The 16,911-nt window shown below is 48.6% G+C and carries 15 protein-coding genes; 4 read left to right on the plus strand and 11 right to left on the minus strand.

Annotation, left to right across the window (positions count from 1 at the left end; translation table 11 throughout):
• Positions 1–264: 264 nt before the first annotated feature.
• The gene (gene cysZ / locus AC566Q_RS13620) at positions 265–1,011 is read left to right on the plus strand and encodes a sulfate transporter CysZ (RefSeq protein WP_499607057.1); all 747 of its coding nucleotides are present in this window, start codon (positions 265–267) and stop codon (positions 1,009–1,011) included.
• Here the strand turns inward: cysZ and AC566Q_RS13625 are convergent.
• Both AC566Q_RS13625 and nlpI read right to left on the minus strand, forming a co-directional pair.
• Positions 998–2,488, minus strand: a complete 1,491-nt coding sequence (locus AC566Q_RS13625) for a tetratricopeptide repeat protein (protein ID WP_499607060.1) — start codon at positions 2,486–2,488, stop codon at positions 998–1,000. The genes cysZ and AC566Q_RS13625 overlap by 14 nt on opposite strands.
• Before the next feature lie 3 nt (positions 2,489–2,491).
• Entirely contained in the window at positions 2,492–3,370 is an 879-nt protein-coding gene (gene nlpI, locus AC566Q_RS13630; protein WP_105936835.1) for a lipoprotein NlpI, read from the minus strand.
• Between the two features lie 140 nt (positions 3,371–3,510).
• Between nlpI and cdd the strand changes: the two genes are divergently transcribed.
• Complete coding sequence (gene cdd / locus AC566Q_RS13635) at positions 3,511–3,912, plus strand: cytidine deaminase (protein WP_499607063.1); 402 nt, start codon at positions 3,511–3,513, stop codon at positions 3,910–3,912.
• On the opposite strand, the gene AC566Q_RS13640 is transcribed toward cdd, so the two are convergent.
• Positions 3,909–4,211 carry a DUF1244 domain-containing protein gene (locus tag AC566Q_RS13640; protein ID WP_105936833.1) on the minus strand — a complete coding sequence of 101 codons (303 nt, stop codon included), beginning with the start codon at positions 4,209–4,211 and terminating at the stop codon, positions 3,909–3,911. The genes cdd and AC566Q_RS13640 overlap by 4 nt on opposite strands.
• Positions 4,212–4,972: 761 nt before the next feature.
• Complete coding sequence (gene pnp, locus AC566Q_RS13645) at positions 4,973–7,087, minus strand: polyribonucleotide nucleotidyltransferase (RefSeq protein ID WP_499607065.1); 2,115 nt, start codon at positions 7,085–7,087, stop codon at positions 4,973–4,975.
• A 237-nt stretch (positions 7,088–7,324) separates the two neighbouring features.
• Between pnp and AC566Q_RS13650 the strand changes: the two genes are divergently transcribed.
• Positions 7,325–7,867 (plus strand): HNH endonuclease, encoded by a 543-nt coding sequence (locus AC566Q_RS13650; protein WP_105936831.1) that lies wholly within the window; start codon positions 7,325–7,327, stop codon positions 7,865–7,867.
• A gap of 1 nt (position 7,868) precedes the next feature.
• Here the strand turns inward: AC566Q_RS13650 and AC566Q_RS13655 are convergent, their stop codons facing one another.
• The 7 genes from AC566Q_RS13655 to AC566Q_RS13685 all read right to left on the minus strand — a co-directional run bounded on the left by AC566Q_RS13655 (position 7,869) and on the right by AC566Q_RS13685 (position 15,111).
• Positions 7,869–8,765, minus strand: coding sequence for a mechanosensitive ion channel family protein (locus AC566Q_RS13655; protein ID WP_499607068.1), 897 nt, complete (start codon positions 8,763–8,765; stop codon positions 7,869–7,871).
• A 125-nt stretch (positions 8,766–8,890) separates the two neighbouring features.
• Positions 8,891–10,138: a glutamate-5-semialdehyde dehydrogenase gene (locus tag AC566Q_RS13660; protein ID WP_499607071.1), complete on the minus strand. Its 1,248-nt coding sequence runs from the start codon at positions 10,136–10,138 to the stop codon at positions 8,891–8,893.
• Positions 10,135–11,244: a glutamate 5-kinase gene (gene proB / locus AC566Q_RS13665; protein WP_499607074.1), complete on the minus strand. Its 1,110-nt coding sequence runs from the start codon at positions 11,242–11,244 to the stop codon at positions 10,135–10,137. Before proB ends, AC566Q_RS13660 begins: the two co-directional genes overlap by 4 nt.
• 13 nt (positions 11,245–11,257) lie before the next feature.
• On the minus strand, positions 11,258–12,754 hold the full coding sequence (gene putP / locus AC566Q_RS13670) for a sodium/proline symporter PutP (protein ID WP_499607077.1): 1,497 nt from the start codon (positions 12,752–12,754) through the stop codon (positions 11,258–11,260).
• A gap of 352 nt (positions 12,755–13,106) precedes the next feature.
• Positions 13,107–13,655: a hypothetical protein gene (locus AC566Q_RS13675; RefSeq protein WP_499607080.1), complete on the minus strand. Its 549-nt coding sequence runs from the start codon at positions 13,653–13,655 to the stop codon at positions 13,107–13,109.
• A 227-nt stretch (positions 13,656–13,882) separates the two neighbouring features.
• The gene (locus AC566Q_RS13680) at positions 13,883–14,569 is read right to left on the minus strand and encodes an SDR family NAD(P)-dependent oxidoreductase (RefSeq protein ID WP_499607083.1); all 687 of its coding nucleotides are present in this window, start codon (positions 14,567–14,569) and stop codon (positions 13,883–13,885) included.
• Positions 14,566–15,111, minus strand: a complete 546-nt coding sequence (locus AC566Q_RS13685) for a DUF2878 domain-containing protein (RefSeq protein ID WP_499607086.1) — start codon at positions 15,109–15,111, stop codon at positions 14,566–14,568. Before AC566Q_RS13685 ends, AC566Q_RS13680 begins: the two co-directional genes overlap by 4 nt.
• A 134-nt stretch (positions 15,112–15,245) precedes the next feature.
• Here AC566Q_RS13685 and AC566Q_RS13690 point away from each other — a divergent pair, with 134 nt between their 5' ends.
• Complete coding sequence (locus tag AC566Q_RS13690; RefSeq protein WP_499607089.1) at positions 15,246–16,889, plus strand: diacylglycerol kinase family protein; 1,644 nt, start codon at positions 15,246–15,248, stop codon at positions 16,887–16,889.
• The last annotated feature ends 22 nt before the right edge of the window (positions 16,890–16,911 follow it).

A 16,911-nucleotide genomic window follows, 5' to 3' on the forward strand; every position in this document is an offset into this window, starting at 1 on the left:
AACACCACTCTGTTAAAAGAGCGTGATTGATAGCGATACCCGCTGATCCTGTCGATAGCGTTGAACCGGGAACTCTCAATATGCGCACGCGATGTTGTGGTTGTTATTATAAGTTGAATGTAACAAAGTTCATGAACTGTAACAATTATGAATTCACAGTGGGATCCCACGGTTTTATACTGTGGGTGTTTGAAAATATGCTATTTTTTATCACCCCCTCTGCAGATAATGGCATGTTCTTTTCACCAGACAGCAGGAGTTTTAATGGCACAACGCAGCGGTATCGGTTATTTCGGGCAAGGGTTTGATTTAATTACCACAAAAGGCTTAAAGCGCTTTGTGTTTATTCCTTTGATGATCAATCTGGTGTTATTTTCAGCGGCATTTTATTTTCTGCTCGGCGAAATTCAGGCCGGTGTGGATTATCTCATCGGGTTTATTCCTGACTGGCTGGGCTGGCTCAAGACCTCTATTACCTTTTTACTCTGGCCACTGGCAGTGATCAGTATTTTACTCAGCTTTGCGCTGATGTTTGGTACCCTGGCCAACTGGATAGCTGCCCCTTTTAACGGCCTGCTGGCTGAAAAAGTGGAACGTCACCTTACAGGACAGTCACTCGGTGATGACGGGGTAATGGCCATCATTAAAGATATTCCCCGTACGCTGGGACGGGAGATCACCAAACTGGTGTATTACCTGCCCCGCGCCATCGGTTTTTTACTGTTATTTTTCTTTCTCCCGGTAATTGGCCAGGTATTGTGGTTTTTATTCGGTGCCTGGATGATGGCCATCCAGTATTGCGACTATCCGTTTGATAACCACAAAGTGCCTTTTGGCGAAATGCGCCAACGTCTGGGCGATCGTAAGGGCCTCAGCTACTCGTTTGGTATTGCTGTAAACGTGATGGCGATGATACCGATTGTGAATTTTCTGGTGATGCCGGTGGCCATTTGCGGCGCTACTGCCATGTGGGTCAACGAGTACCGCTCAGATGTTCTCAGTCGGCGCTGATGTTTTCTACCATAGCGTCTGCCGCCGGGTCGGTTGTTAAACCGGTCCGCTGCTGGCGGAATACTTCCAGCCAGTAGGACGCTTTCTGAGTATTGCCTGCTTGTTCAAAATGCTGAAACAGGTTCATGGCGATTGGACGCTGTGCCTTGGGGTTGTTCAGTAACGAGCTCCAGATCGAAAGGTAGATAGGCGGGATATATTTAGCGTCGTGATTTTCCATAAAGGTGATCCGAGCGCTGGGTTTAAAGCTCGCTACGCCGATGTTATTACAGGTACGCGACGGATAAAGGGTGACCGGGAATTCGATAGACTGCCAGTATTCGATGTTACTCAGCGGCGCATAAGTCAGTGCGCCCAAAAACACCAGATTAGGCGCCGATTGCCGCGCACAGTACTCTTTGGCAAAACTGCGGGTTAACGGATATTCGTCGACAAACCCGACAAAATGCGCCAGCTCGTGAACAAATACGCTGTAGGTATCGCCAACATCGAGATACATCACGCCATTATTAACATTCGCCTTGCCTGATTTGGCCAGCACCACCGCATGGGTAAAGCCGCGCTGCCTGACAACCGGTTCAAGCGCTTCAATATTACACCCGAGGCGACCCTGACCTTGCCAGTTAGCATCACAATTTAATGACTCGCGGGCCAGCCAGATGGGTTTGCTCACGCATAAGGGTAAGGATTTTAGCCGTTTGTCTGCTAAGAACTGCTGATAAATACGATTCGCCTGCACCATCTCGGCCAGTCCGGTAGCGAAAGGCTGAATTTGCTGCCGGCATTGCGCTGAATTACCACTAGCCGGCTCAGTCGACAGGTCAGCGAGTGACTCAGGCTGATATTGTTGCAGTACGGCTAACACACTCTCAGCCTGCTCATGTTGCTGTTCAGCCGCCTGTTTAAACAGTTCGTAACCTTCGTCTTCGCGGCCCTGCTGCCAGCGGATATAGGCCAGCTGAAATGCGCTCTGGCTGTCCCGGCTGGCGGTTTTTTGTAACCATGGCTCGGCTTCACTTTGTTGTTCGTGGAGCAAATACCAGTCAGCAAGGGCAGTTTGCGCCACAAAATAATCCTGCTCAGCAGCCGCTTTTAACCAGGTTTCACGGTGAGCAAAATCATCCCGCGTGAGGGCATATTCGTATTGTGCTTCGGCCACCCCGCCGCGCGCCGCCAGACGCACCAGCCGCTGGGTGATCCTCGGATTATCCTCTAACCGGGAAAGTGTCAGTGCCGCGGGTGAATAACCGGACTTAATCAGCATTTCCAGCCAGTACTGGTTGCGGTTAGCCTCTGCAAACGCCATCAGGCGTTGCTTAGCCACCAGACTATTTTGCTGCACAGCAACCCATAACAATGGTGCAGGCTTGTCGGCCTGCTCGGCGTTATTGAGCAATTGGGAGGGCATATGTCCACTGTCTGCGGCGATGGTTAATGAAGTAAACACCGCCAGACAGGTTGCTCTGAAGAACATCATGACTTAGTCGGTAACCGTGTTTTGCCTTAAGCGTTGCAGCTCCAAGCGGGCATAACGGTGTTCAACGTACTCATACACATTGGTGCTGAGGGCAAACTTAAAGTAATTGGAGGCCACGCCAGGCTGGTTGTTTTCTTCGTGATACTTACCCAGATAAAAATAAGCTTCACACAACCTGTCGGTCAGCTCTTTCTCGCTGGTAATGCCATTTAGCAGCGAGTCGAGCAATTGTTTTTCGGTTTGCTGGCCTAAAAACAAATCTACCAGACCGGTAGCCCAATGACTGTCAGGCAGGTTTTCCCGGCGCTGAGTGAGTTGTTGCCGGGCCGTTTGCGGAGCGTACTCTGACTCTGCAAAATAGGCCCATAACACCCGGAATGGATCATCCGGCGCTTTGTTAGCAAAGGTCGCTAAATCAGACACGGCTAAGTCAGCGCGGCCGCCGTAATATAACGCAATGCCGCGGTTTAAAAAGGCGAAATCATAGCCCGGATCGATATCAAGAGTTGAATCAAAGGCTTCATAGGCACGGCTAAACTCTTCCTGCTGTACCATGTGGACACCAAGTGAGTTGTACGCTTCAGCCATATCCGGTTTAAAGTTAATTGCCCGGTTATAATCGAATTGCGCCAGGCCACCCAGGCCCACGCTGTCGTATAACATACCACGCTGGAAATGTAACTGGGCTTTATCTTCGTCAGTTAGCTCGGCGTTGGAGAGGATCTGGCCGAATCGGGCGATAGCCACCTGCGAACGAATACTCAGGGGAGCAGGTTCCGGCACTAACAGGTTCCCCATTTCGGTTTGCTGTTGTTTTGGTGCAGTTTGTGCGCAACCGGTAACCACTAAAACAAAAAAGATAAGACTCAATCGACTAAGCATGGTAAATATAATTCTTTCCTATTCGCCGCGTTTGACACAACTATAACAGAAGTCAGACGCTAACACGTATTGATGAATGAGACTATATCAGTTCTCACCGGATAGTAGACAAAAATAACGACAGTTAAGGAAGCAGTAAATTGTTACAACAGTTAAAAGATGCCGCACTAAAGGCCCAGAAAAACGCCTACGCCCCCTACTCTAAGTTCCGGGTTGGCGCGGCAATCGTCGCCGAGGACGGCAATGTATATTACGGCTGCAACGTTGAAAACGCCGCTTTCCCACAGGGGCAATGCGCCGAAGCCTCGGCGATTGGCACTATGATTACCGCTGGCGCCACGCAGATTAAACAAATTCTGGTTGCCAGCCCCAATGATGATTACTGCTATCCCTGCGGTGGCTGCCGCCAGAAAATCGCCGAGTTTGCCAGTGCAGATACACCGGTATTTATGCTCACCGCTAGTGGCGAATGCACTAAAACAACAGTCAGTGAACTGCTCCCCCACACCTATAGTTTGCCGGAGGAGCAAAACCGGGATTAAGCCTTTTTGGCTGCCTGTTTGGCATTAAATGCAGCCAGTTGCTCGTCGGTAGCGGGCAGCTGGTGTTTTTCCTTCCACTCGCTGTAAGGCATTTTATAAACCACGCGTCGGGCTTCATCATAGTCCACTTCTTCGCCACGTTCTTCGGCAGCTTTGCTATACCATTTAGCCAGACAGTTGCGACAAAAGTCAGCCAGAATCATCAGTTCGATATTCTGCACGTCTTTATGTTCATCCAGGTGAGTGATTAAACGGCGGAATACGGCTGCTTCGATTTCAGTTTGTACGGATTTATCCATGTTACTTTTCCTTAAGGCCTGTTCATGATCGAGTAGGAGGCGGGATTACTCCCGCCGTCCTCTCACACCACCGGGCATACGGTTCCGTACCACGGCGGTTCCTGTCTGTATTGACCATAGCCAATACCTGAGTCTGTTTCGTGCATCGTGTCGCCGCTTTACCGTTTAGAACTCCGCAAACACCGCCCAGGTTTCCGACCCTTCTTGTATATTTGTCCCGGAGCAATGATTCTTCATTGCCTTGTGTTCCGATAACGCGAGAGCACGCGTGACTTGCCGCTCGTGACAGGTTCAGCCCTTCGTGCTATTGGTTTACTAGCACTACTACGGCGTCTGCTGACTTCTGATATCCCATCCCTACACCTCACGATGCGGGTAGCTCTTTAGCAAAATATCAGACCTCCCGGGGTAATTCGCGCGACCTTCCTGCTTATGCCTGTCGGCTCTACGTTGCTGCATTCCGTGCAAGTACCGGGCTTTAGCGATAATGGCCACCTCACCCTACAACAACGCCTAAACCGCTTCCTGTTCGTCAGGCCAGCATTTTGCCTTCGGCTTCCTTCAGATTTCACCTCACGATGAACACCCTTGCCGTTCGGCTAGCACTTCCCCTTGCCGGGTGTGCAGAGGACTTTCACCTCCAAGTCATCAACTCACCACCACAGTGAGTTAAACGGTGTCGAAACACCACGCGCCATGCCCGGCACACCATGAAAAAAGGGGCTTATAGCCCCTTTATACCTACGAATTTCGCTTTGAGATTAAGCGTCGTCAGAAGACTCAGGCTTAGCTGGCTTTTCTAACAACTCTTTAATGCTTAAACGTACACGGTTCTGACGGTCGATTTCCATTACTTTTACGTCAACCATCTGACCTTCAGACAGGTAGTCAGTCACTTTGTTCACACGCTCGTGAGCAATTTGTGAAATGTGAACCAGACCTTCTTTACCCGGCAGTACTTCAACGAAAGCACCAAAGTCAACGATACGGGTTACTTTACCGTTGTAGGTCTTACCTACTTCGATTTCAGCAGTCACCTGTTCAATCTTAGCAATGGCGATTTCCGCTTTGGCACGCTCGGTTGCGAAGATCTTCACTGTACCGTCATCTTCGATTTCGATGTTGGTGTCAGACTCTTCGGTGATCGAACGAATCATTGCGCCGCCTTTACCGATAACGTCACGGATCTTGTCCTGATCAATCTTCAGCGTGTAAATGCGCGGTGCAAACTCGCTCATTTCTTCACGGTGGCCGCCCAGGGCAGAGTCCATTACGCCAAGAATGTGTAAACGGGCTTCTTTTGCCTGTTTAAGGGCAATCTGCATGATTTCTTTAGTGATACCTTCAATCTTGATATCCATCTGCAGCGCCGTAACACCTTCGGTAGTACCGGCAACTTTAAAGTCCATGTCACCTAAGTGATCTTCATCACCCAAGATGTCAGACAGAACTACGAAGTTGTCGTCGCTCTTCACCAGACCCATAGCGATACCAGCAACAGAGGCCTTAATTGGTACACCAGCATCCATTAACGCCAGTGAAGTACCACATACAGAAGCCATTGAAGATGAACCGTTTGATTCAGTGATTTCTGATACCACACGTACTACATACGGGAATTCTTCATCAGAAGGCATAACCGCCTGAATACCGCGCTTAGCCAGTCGACCGTGACCAATTTCACGACGCTTAGGCGAGCCGATCATACCAGTTTCACCTACACAGTACGGAGGGAAGTTATAATGCAGCATAAACTTGCTGTCGCGACGGCCAGCCAGTTCATCAATCATCTGCGCATCACGCTCGGTACCAAGGGTAGCCACAACCAGTGCCTGTGTTTCACCACGGGTGAATACTGCAGAACCGTGGGTACGCGGCAGTACGCCGGTAGACACGTTAAGGGCGCGTACCATAGTAGGATCACGGCCATCGATACGTGGTTCACCTGCCAGGATACGTGAACGTACTACGTCACTTTCCAGTTCGTGCAGCAGATCAAGCACTTCTTTAGAGTCTTGCTCTTCGTCAGCAGCCAGAATCTCAGCCGCTGCTTTTTCGGTAACCGCTGTCACTGCGTCTTTACGCTCGAGCTTGTCAGAAATCTGATAAGCAGCAGTCATGCCTTCAAGGGCAAGGGCTTTAATTTTGTCTTTCAGACTGGTGTTTTCCTGCGGAGCAACCCAGTCCCACTTCGGCGTGTTCACTTCAGCTGCAAACTCATTAACCGCAGAAACAACAGTTTGTAATTGCTCGTGACCGAACATTACCGCACCAAGCATCACTTCTTCAGACAGAATGCTGGCTTCTGATTCAACCATCAGTACCGCACCTTCAGTACCGGCAACCACTAAATCAAGTTGGCTTGCTTCCTGCTCACTGGTGCGGGTGTTAAGAATATATTCACCATCAGTGTAGCCAACACGTGCCGCACCAATCGGACCATTAAACGGAATACCAGAAATGGCCAGAGCCGCTGAAGTACCAATCATTGAGATCACATCAGTGGGTATTTCCGGGTTTGCAGAAACCACGGTGATAACAACCTGTACTTCGTTCTTAAACCCTTCCGGGAATAATGGACGAATTGGACGGTCAATCAGACGCGCAGTCAGGGTTTCCCCTTCAGAAGGACGACCTTCACGCTTGAAAAAACCACCGGGGATTTTACCCGCAGCGTAAGTTTTTTCCTGATAGTTAACGGTCAGAGGGAAAAAGTCCTGATCGGCTTTGGCTTCTTTTTTACCAACTACGGTAACCAGTACAGAAGTATCGTCCATGCTGGCTAATACTGCAGCGGTTGCCTGACGGGCAATCACACCCGTTTCTAAAGTTACAGTATGCTGTCCATACTGGAATGTTTTTGTAATAGGAGTCACTATTTGTCCTTTAAATCTTTCTTTAAAATTCTTCGCTATTAAACGCGGCCGTTAGTATAGCGGCGTCAAGGTGCGTTTACCAATAACTAATCACCGATAAGCCAAAAAATTAAGTCTTACGGGCAATTTGCGCATTTTTAACCCACCCTGTGGCGTCTTTTCATCAATCTGTCATACTGATTCGTAACAGTACTGTTTGCCAGGTCGACAAGACCTCTAAAGGATTGAGGGCCGGACATGTTAATATTACGTCTCAATAAAGCAGGTGCGCCACAAGACTGGCTCGACATTTATCAGGCCGCTCGTTACTACGCCCAGAATAAAGTACTGTTTGAACTGGGTAATCAGCACCGTACCCTGCTCGGCGGCTGGAACCGTGAAGGCCAGCAAAGCCAGCTGCGTATCAGTTCGATTATCGCCTGCGATGGTAAAGTAGTACAAAACGGCAAAATTGCCTTGAGTAACCACTATTTATTCCGTCGCGACAACTACCTGTGTTTATATTGCGGCAATCAGTTTCGTTCCGGCCAGCTCACCCGGGATCATATTATCCCACGCTCAAGAGGCGGTAAAAACAACTGGCAAAATGTCGCCACTGCCTGCGCCCGCTGTAACCATCAAAAAGGTGCCAGAACACCGGAAGAGGCGAATATGCCATTACTGGCTGTGCCCTTCGCGCCCAATTTGTATGAACGCTTTTACCTGATGAACCGGCGTATTCTGGCCGATCAGATGGACTTTTTAAGCCACCATTTCAGCCAGCGTCGCGCCTGGTTGTAATCTAAGCCTGATCTGAACTTACTGGTGGCAAGCCGCCCTTTTTCTGTTCTGCTTTAATGGTATCAAACCATAAAGACAACCAGTCTGCGCGAATTTTCTCTTCCAGTAACAGCGACTCGTCAGAAGGACAAAACAGCCCTACCTTCACTACAAACTTGGCAAAATTATTGGTTTCAATGTCGATAACCGGATCAATGCTAATGAACTCAGCATCCAGGTTACGTTCAATCCAACTTTTATAGCGGTCGGCTACATCACGGAAGTGACTGCAATGTTCAATGGCTTTCGCTCTGAAATCATCCAATAGCACATAAGGATTGACCAGCGGCTCCAGCGTTAACGAAAATTCATGCAATCGATAGCGGCGCAGGAAGTTGAGGTTCTTAACTACTTGAATCATCAATTGATTATTCGGCACATACACGTGCTTACCGGTATAGCCATAGTGTTCGGCATCCACTTCCAGCAGCGTGGTTTTAGCCCAGTCCATTTCTACCACTTCGCCCACATTATCGCCTAACTGTACCCAGTCACCGACCCTGAACGGACGCGTTGTCATGTAATAGATAAAGCCCATAAAGCACTGGATCATCTCGCGGGTGGCAAAAACGATAGCCACCATAAATGCCGCAATGGACAGTGCCAGACTCTGCACTTCGGTTGACCAGAGCATAAGCAGCAACACCAGCAGGATGGCATTGCCTAACTGGTCGATAATATTAATGGAGTGACGGCGGTCATCGCCGCTTTTTTTACTTTGTCGTCTGAGCAACCTGATAATGATGCGCTTGCAACCAAGAAACACCATTATAAGTAACAGTGAGGTTAGTAATTTATACGACTGGGTATAATCCAGAAAAACGCGCCAGGCTTGGTCGATTACGTCAGGCATCGCCATGAACTCAAGTTCCTCCAACAAAAAAGCCCACCTTATAGGTGGACTTTACATATTCGTAGCAAAGCGTGGCAGGTTATAGTAAAAAACTCAATCTTACCACGCCGACCATCGGTTATCCGTCGCTATTATTCGCGGATTTGTCCGGTGCCGGTGACTACGTATTTTTCAGTGGTCAGCGACTCCAGTCCCATAGGTCCATAGGCATGCAGTTTTGTGGTGGCGATGCCGATCTCTGCGCCAAGGCCAAGCTGGCTACCATCATTAAAGCGTGACGACGCATTAATCATTACCGCTGAGGCATCCACGGCACGCTGGAAGTGCTTCGCGGTATCCATGTTCTGAGAACAAATCACTTCGGTATGGTGGCTACCAAATTTGTGAATGTGCGACAGTGCTTCGTCGTAGTCTTTAACGACCCGGATAGCAATTTCAAGGCCAAGGTACTCCTCGCCGAACTCGTCATCACCAATCACATCAGCATTGTCGAAATATTTTGCTGCCGCTTCATTGGCATGCACCGTAACGCCTTTTTCCTCACACATCTTACTGACCCGTGGCAGGAAATCACCGGCAACCGCCTGATGCACGACCAATCCTTCCAGTGCGTTACACACACCGGTACGCTGGGTTTTACCATTGATCAGAAGCTCCAGACCCATGTCCAGGTCTGCGTCTTTGTCGACGTATAAGTGGCATACACCCTTAAAGTGCTGAATTACCGGCACCTTACTGTTATCTGTTACATAGCGGATAAGGCCTTCACCACCACGTGGAATAATCACGTCGATAGTATCAACCTGCTCCATCAGCTCCTGCATCAGAGCGCGGTCCGGGTCGGGGATCACGCTGATTAACGCTTCAGGTAAATCGTGCTCACGCAGTACCTGCTGCAATAAGCCGGCAATCGCCATACTGGTTTGCAGGGCTTCTTTACCGCCACGCAGAATGACACCGTTACCCGATTTAAAACACAATGCACCGGCATCAGCGGTTACGTTAGGACGTGCTTCGTAAATCATACAAACCACACCAAGGGGCACACGCATTTTGTTAATTTGCAGGCCGTTAGGACGTTCCATAATCGAACGCTCCTGCCCTACCGGATCGGCCAGCTCAATAATGGTTTCGATGCCTGCGGCCATATCTTCGATACGCGCGGGCGTCAGAGTCAGGCGGTCTAACATGGCATCATCCAGACCCGCTTCTTTACCCTCGGCAACTTCTTTCGTGTTGACCTTAACAATCTCGTCCTGGTTATCACGAATGGCTGCAGCCATGGCAGCCAGTACTTTGTTTTTTGTTGCTTCATCTAAAATCGCTAACGTTTTCGCAGCGTTAGCTGTGTCGTTGGCAATTTGTGTAATTAAACTCATTTGTTCTCCAATACTGCAATGTGCTGTTCTGAAATAATCGGGCCGGTTTTCTCTTCGAATTCCGATGCAAACTTCTGATTACCTTCATTAGCAATGAAGTTTAACAAACAGCTACTGTAATTTGATTTAGCTTTGGCCAGTTTTACGCCATCTTCACGGCGCACCAGAATGGTATCACCGACTGAAAACTCGCCTTTTACATCAAGGATCTCGCTACTGGTAAGTGACTCGACACCTTCATCCAAATCATCGCTAAATGCTTCTTTAATCACGACCTCACCCTGCGCGTTCGAGGTATGGGTCATCCAGTGCACGTTTTCTTTCATCGGCTTTTCATGCGCCTGGAAGTGCGTGCCAGGGTTTTGTCCTTCGAGCATCAGATTAAATGACAGCTCGGTGAAGCCGTTAATGATAAAGGTATCAATACCGTGGGAAACCGCTTTTTCAGCTGCTTCCACCTTAGTGCGCATGCCACCGGTACCAACACCATCCTCGGCGGCGCCGCCCGCCATGGCATAGATACTCTCATCAATATTGTCTACCCACGATAACAATTTCGCATCGTCATGCTTGTGGGGGTTTTTGTCGTACAGTCCGTCCACGTCAGAACAGATAATCAGGGCATCCGCATCGGCAGCTGCCGCGACCATGGCTGACAGGTTATCGTTATCACCTACTTTAAGCTTGTCGGTAGTTACCGTGTCGTTCTCATTAACGATAGGCAATACACCGTGGTCAAGCAAGCTATCCAGTGTTTCTCGGATACTTACATAGCGCTCACGGTCGCGTAAGTCGGCGTGAGTCAGTAACACTTGGGCCGACGGGAAGTCGAACAGTTTATCCCAGGTTGCCATCATTTCGGTCTGACCCGCTGCGGCCATCGCTTTTTTGATAGCTATGTTCTTTTTTGTTTCTTCCGGGAATATGTGCGCGCCCGCTGCTACCGAGCCTGAGGACACCAGCACTACCTGAATGCCCTGCATCCGGCAACGAACTATAAATTGCGCAATACTCAGAAGATAATGACTACTACATCCCTGACGGTTAGGGGCAATCAATGCACTCCCAACCTTAACTACAATGCGTTTCCAATTTGAACGATTCATATTTCCTATCACCTTAAGATAATTCTGCTAAAACTTTATTTGTTTCGGTAAATTTCGCCTGCACTTCCTCGTGCGGCTCTTCACTGAAGATAATCACGCCCCAGATAGTCAGTGAACTAATGATAAAGCCGGGGACAATCTCATATACCACACTGCTAAGTGTTGCACCGCCTTCGAGGACAGGCGCATAGATCCAGAACAGTACCGTTACAGCACCGCTCAAAATGCCTGCCAGCGCGGCTTTATGAGTTAAATTTTTCTTGTATAAACAAAACAGCACCAGCGGACCAAACGCTGCACCAAAACCTGCCCAGGCGTTACTGACCAGCGACAAAATGCTGTTCGATGAATCCCATGCCAGCAGTAACGCAGCGAGTGCTACGCCCGCTACACCATAGCGCCCTATAGCCACGGTTTGCTCCTGGGTCGCTTCTTTTTTACTCACTACACGGTAAATGTCTTCCGTTAGCGAGCTGGCCGACACCAGCAGCTGCGATGAGATAGTACTCATAATGGCAGCCAGAATTGCAGCCATCAGAAACCCACTGATCAACGGATGAAAGAGGATCTCAGAGAATATAATAAAAATAGTCTCTGCATCTGCTACCTGCAAGCCAAACTGGTTTGCATAAGCAATCCCGACAAAACCAGTACCCAATGCGCCAATAATCGTTACCAGCATCCACGACATACCAATGTTACGAGCCGTTGCAATGGCTTTCACTGAGCGAATGGCCATGAAACGCACAATAATGTGCGGCTGTCCGAAATACCCTAAGCCCCATGCCAGGCTGGATACCAGACCAAGCAATGTAAGTTCCTGCCATGATTCACTTAACGACGGAACTGATTCCAGCGCCGCGCTGTTCATTTGCGCCAGACTGTCAAACTCGGTAAACGCAACAATCGGTACCAGCACCAGCGCCACAAACATGATGCAGCCCTGCACAAAGTCCGTCATGCTTACCGCCAGGAAACCACCCAACAATGTATAAGACACCACGACCGCCAGCGTAATAATCAGACCTGTCTGGTAACCCATACCAAACGCACTTTCAAAAAGCTTACCGCCAGCCACTAAACCGGCTGACGTATATAATGTAAAGAACATTACAATAATGCCGGCTGATACCATTCTCACACTGGCATTAGACTGACCGAAACGTTTGGCAAAAAACTCAGGTATGGTCAGCGAGTCATCGGCTACTTCGGTATACACGCGCAGTTTTGGCGCTACCAGAAAGTAGTTAGCCAACGCACCGGCCACCAGGCCAATGGCGATATACATGGCATCAAAACCAGTTAAAAACATCGCACCGGGTAACCCCATCAGCATCCATCCGCTCATATCAGAGGCACCAGCGGATAATGCAGTTACGTGTGGGCTAACCTGGCGACCGCCAAGTATGTAGCCGGAAATGTCACTGGTTGATTGCTTATATGCGAACAATCCAATGCCCAGCATAACTGCAAAGTAGATCGCTAGTGAGATGTAACTTTCAAACGCCATAGAAAAATATTGCCTTTGTATTTTTGTCGTTAACTGATCATCAATATTAATTAGAGGTCTAATTATACGCAGATAAACATTTATTACAAGGGCGAAGACTGCGAGGGGGAAGCGTAAAATCCATTAAAACAGCCATCTACAAACCGTATAAACGTCTTTCACCCCTACTATTCCCGGTTAAATCAAGTTACCAAGGATGAACTATAATAAACTGATTAGTATCGCTTTTTATTTCGATCTTGGAAGTTATACCTGCTTAACATTAAAAACCTACTAAAATGAATTGAATAACCATCTTTGTTCAATTCGTGACATTTTTATTACGGGTCTAAATATTAGAGTTCGTTTTCATCTAAGCCGCAAGCGTTGCAGTTTTATTGACAGACTGACGCACTGACATTGCTATGCCTTCACACCAGGATTGAAACGCTACAGAATCTGCCGCGGAGTAATCGAGCCCTAACCAATGACATTGAGCGCCGTGGGATGCAAAACTCACCTGCATCGCCAGTTCAATATTTGAACAGTTATTATCCTCAACTAAGGTAAATGCTGCGGCTACACCGCAATCTACCAGCAAAGACTGTTGGCAGTGACGAAAAATTAACTCAAAACGCCTCGCCAGCGGGCTGTCTCCATCAGGCGGCAATTGAAATATAACGCCCTGCAGGTGTTTGGCTTTGTCGTCATGCCTGACGAGATCTGAATGGGTGAGTAACTGTAACTTGATGCCACTGTTACCAAAATGAGTACCAAGGCGCTGCACACGCTGGCGGACAGCCTCGTTCCACTCATACAATACAATGCCAACAGAAACTACCGCTGGTTGATAATGATCCTGAGTTATACCCACCTTTTCCTGTTTGCCTGCACCGGCAGACACCGCTAAAGACTCACTCACTGACTAATCTCCTTTCGAAGCCGGCTGATGATTTATCGCCTGTCGCTTTGCATCAGTTATTACAACTAATCCTGCAAAGTCGACGCCAATTTAGAAAAGGGAAAAATAGCCTTTAAATTTCAATAATATATATTGATAAATAACAAGAAATAGATAAGCAGATAGATGAAGGTTCGCCCAGATCTGCCCGCCAGTGTGAAAAATATTCACACCGGCGGTTGCACAGACTACCAGCTGATAGGTTTGCGCTTGCGGAAGAACATCCCGTTAGGACTGTCTTCATCGAGACTGGCCAGCCAGATAGCCGTGTCAGCGCCCTCTTCCGGCGTTAGTGGTGCACTGGGGCCGCCCATTCGGCTGTGAACCCAGCCCGGGCACATAGCATTTACTTTGACATTTTTACCGGCTGGCACTGACGCCGCCGTTTTCACTGTCAGCGCATTCAGCGCCGCTTTCGTGACCGCGTAAGCTGGTGGTCCGCCAAGTTTCTCTGCAAAGCTGCCATATCCACTCGACACATTAATAATACGCCCATAGTTGTTTTCCAGCATGGCGGGCAACACGGCTTTTGTCAGCATCGCCGGACCTTTTACATGTACATCAAACGATGACTGCAGGTCGTCTGCACTTAGCTCCGCGAGATTGTCACTGTGCATCACACCCGCGTTATTAATCAATATATCGATATCACCGAACACCGCCACTGCTCGTGTGAGAACGTCTTCCATTGCCCCCTGTGCAGTAATGTCCATCACGATTGGATGCACATCGCCATTGAGGTCTGCACAGGCCTGCTCTGCTTCTTCTTCGTCACGGGCTACCAGTAATACCTTGTGACCCAGCTTCAGCAAGCCTTTTGCTATTGCAAAACCGATCCCACGGTTACCTCCCGTTACCATCGACAAGGGTGTCATAACTTCTCCTTTGTGGTTTGGAATGTGTCACTGCCATTAACACGTTGTGCTACGGCTTCAACGCGTTGGCTTAGCAAAAAGATCACAGGCATAAGGCATGCCCAGATGGCGGCAAGTAAAAATACGGTAGGATAAAAAGCTAAGCCGAAAGTAACTGCCTGTAACTTCATACCCGCCACATAGCTAAGCGTACCACCGACCGCACCAAGTCCGGCAGCTAACCAGTAGTGTGTGCTGAGATATGCCAGACTGTGCCTCAGCGTAGAGGCAAAGGCGAACCATAGTAAAATAAGCCAGAAAGGGATCGGTAAGAATTGCCCGGAACCAGAAAAAATGTACACACCAAACATCGCCAGCAAACTGTCGGTAATGACGCCTGCGATTGCTGCAACCAGCACTACGGCGAATTCTGTGAGTGACTCCCCAACCAGCACAATATGGGCAATCAACAGCGCAGCAACCACCCACCAGTATTGATTCTGGTACAGGATAAGCAGCCACCAACTAGCCTGAAAACCGATAAAATTGATTAACTTAAACAATCCTTCACCCCACTAAAATAAACCGCACGGCACAATACTTGTATTACCAGTATTACCGAAACTAACGTTTTAACTGATTGCTGTAACTGATACGGCGCTAACGATTGTGGGTTCACTGAGGGAGAGAATAACCAATGAAGATGGTTAAGTATTATCTGTTGGCTGGCATTTTACTTTGTGTCATTGCGGCCTATGTGCCCTACTGGTGGATAAATGTGGTCATTCTGTGGACTGCGGCATCGCTGTTTGCCGTGTGTGTAGCTTATCTGACTAATTACCCCGAATTATTCAGAAAACGCGAAGACGGGCGGATCCCGGTTTACGTACGCTGGCTGTTTATTCCTTTTCTGCTGGGTGCCCGTTTCTATAACTATTATGAACGCAAAACCGATAAGGTACCCAATATTCAGAAAATCGAAGAACAACTGTATCTGGGTACACGACTGGTCGGTAGCGACATTGAAAAACTCAGCAACCAGGGGATCGACTGTATTCTGGATGTAACGGCAGAATTCGACGGCCTCGACTGGACCAGTTACCGCTATGATGTGGATTATCTGAATATTCCGGTACTCGACCATGCCAGTCCTACCAATGAGCAGCTTCACCTGGCACTAAACTGGATTGATCAACACATTCGCGATGGTCGCAAAATACTGGTTCATTGTGCTTTAGGGCGCGGTCGCTCGGTGCTGGTAATGGCTGCCTACCTGCTGGCCCGCAACGATGCGCTGTCAGTGGTTGATGTGATGAATAAGATTCAGTCAGTACGAGCTACTGCCAGACTTAATAAGCACCAGCTTAAGAGTCTTTCAGCGGTGAAACAACGTGGCCGTTTAAAATTAAATGCGCAGCTGGCTCTCATTGCCAACCCGGTAGCAGGCGGCGGCAAATGGAAAACGTACAAGGAAGAAATCCTTTCCCATTTAAACAGTCAGTTCCGGGTCACCATATATGAGACCACACCTGAGCTCGATGCCACCTGGCAGGCACATCAGTCAATAAAGGCTGGTAACGAAATATTAATCGCCTGTGGTGGCGATGGTACAGTTACAGAAGTTGCCACAGTAACCCGCGAACACCAGAAGGTGCTGGGCATTATTCCTCTGGGCACTGCCAATGCACTAAGTCAGATTGTATATGGCCTGCGTAGCAAGCTCGCGCCCATCACACGTGCCTGTGAAGTGATTTGTGAGCAGCAATATACGCCGGTGGATACGGCAGAATGTAATGGCAGACTAATGCTTTTAGTGTCTGCCATTGGCTTTGAGTCTCAGATGATTGAACATGCCGACCGAGAGGAAAAGAATAACGGTGGTCAGATGGCTTATCTTGAGGGCCTGTGGAAAGCAATGAACACCAGCAACCCGCAAAAGCTTCAGGTGACCCTTGATGATGAAAGCTTTGAGCTCGATACCCCTTCATTTGTTATCGCGAATGCGGCGCCACTTAGCACTGCACTCGCTCAGGGGGGCGACCTGCCGGATATGACAGATGGTGAACTGGATATCACCTGGCTCACCCCTACAGAAGATGACATGCCGTTATTTACCGTGGCCGAACTGGTGTTTGGCAACGAGCAATCAAAGAAATCATCACAAATCATTCATCACAAACGGGCTAAGCAGGTCAGTATAAAACTGCCTGAGGAGCAAACTTACGTAATTGATGGTGAAACCTACACTACAAGCGAAATCACCGTTAAATGTCAGGCCAGAAATCTCAATATTCTGGCCGACAGCAAACGCTTTGATGAAAGCTATGAGGTGAGTGACTAACGTTTCCGGATTACATTACCAA

This window comes from Alteromonas sp. H02 (assembly GCF_059682525.1).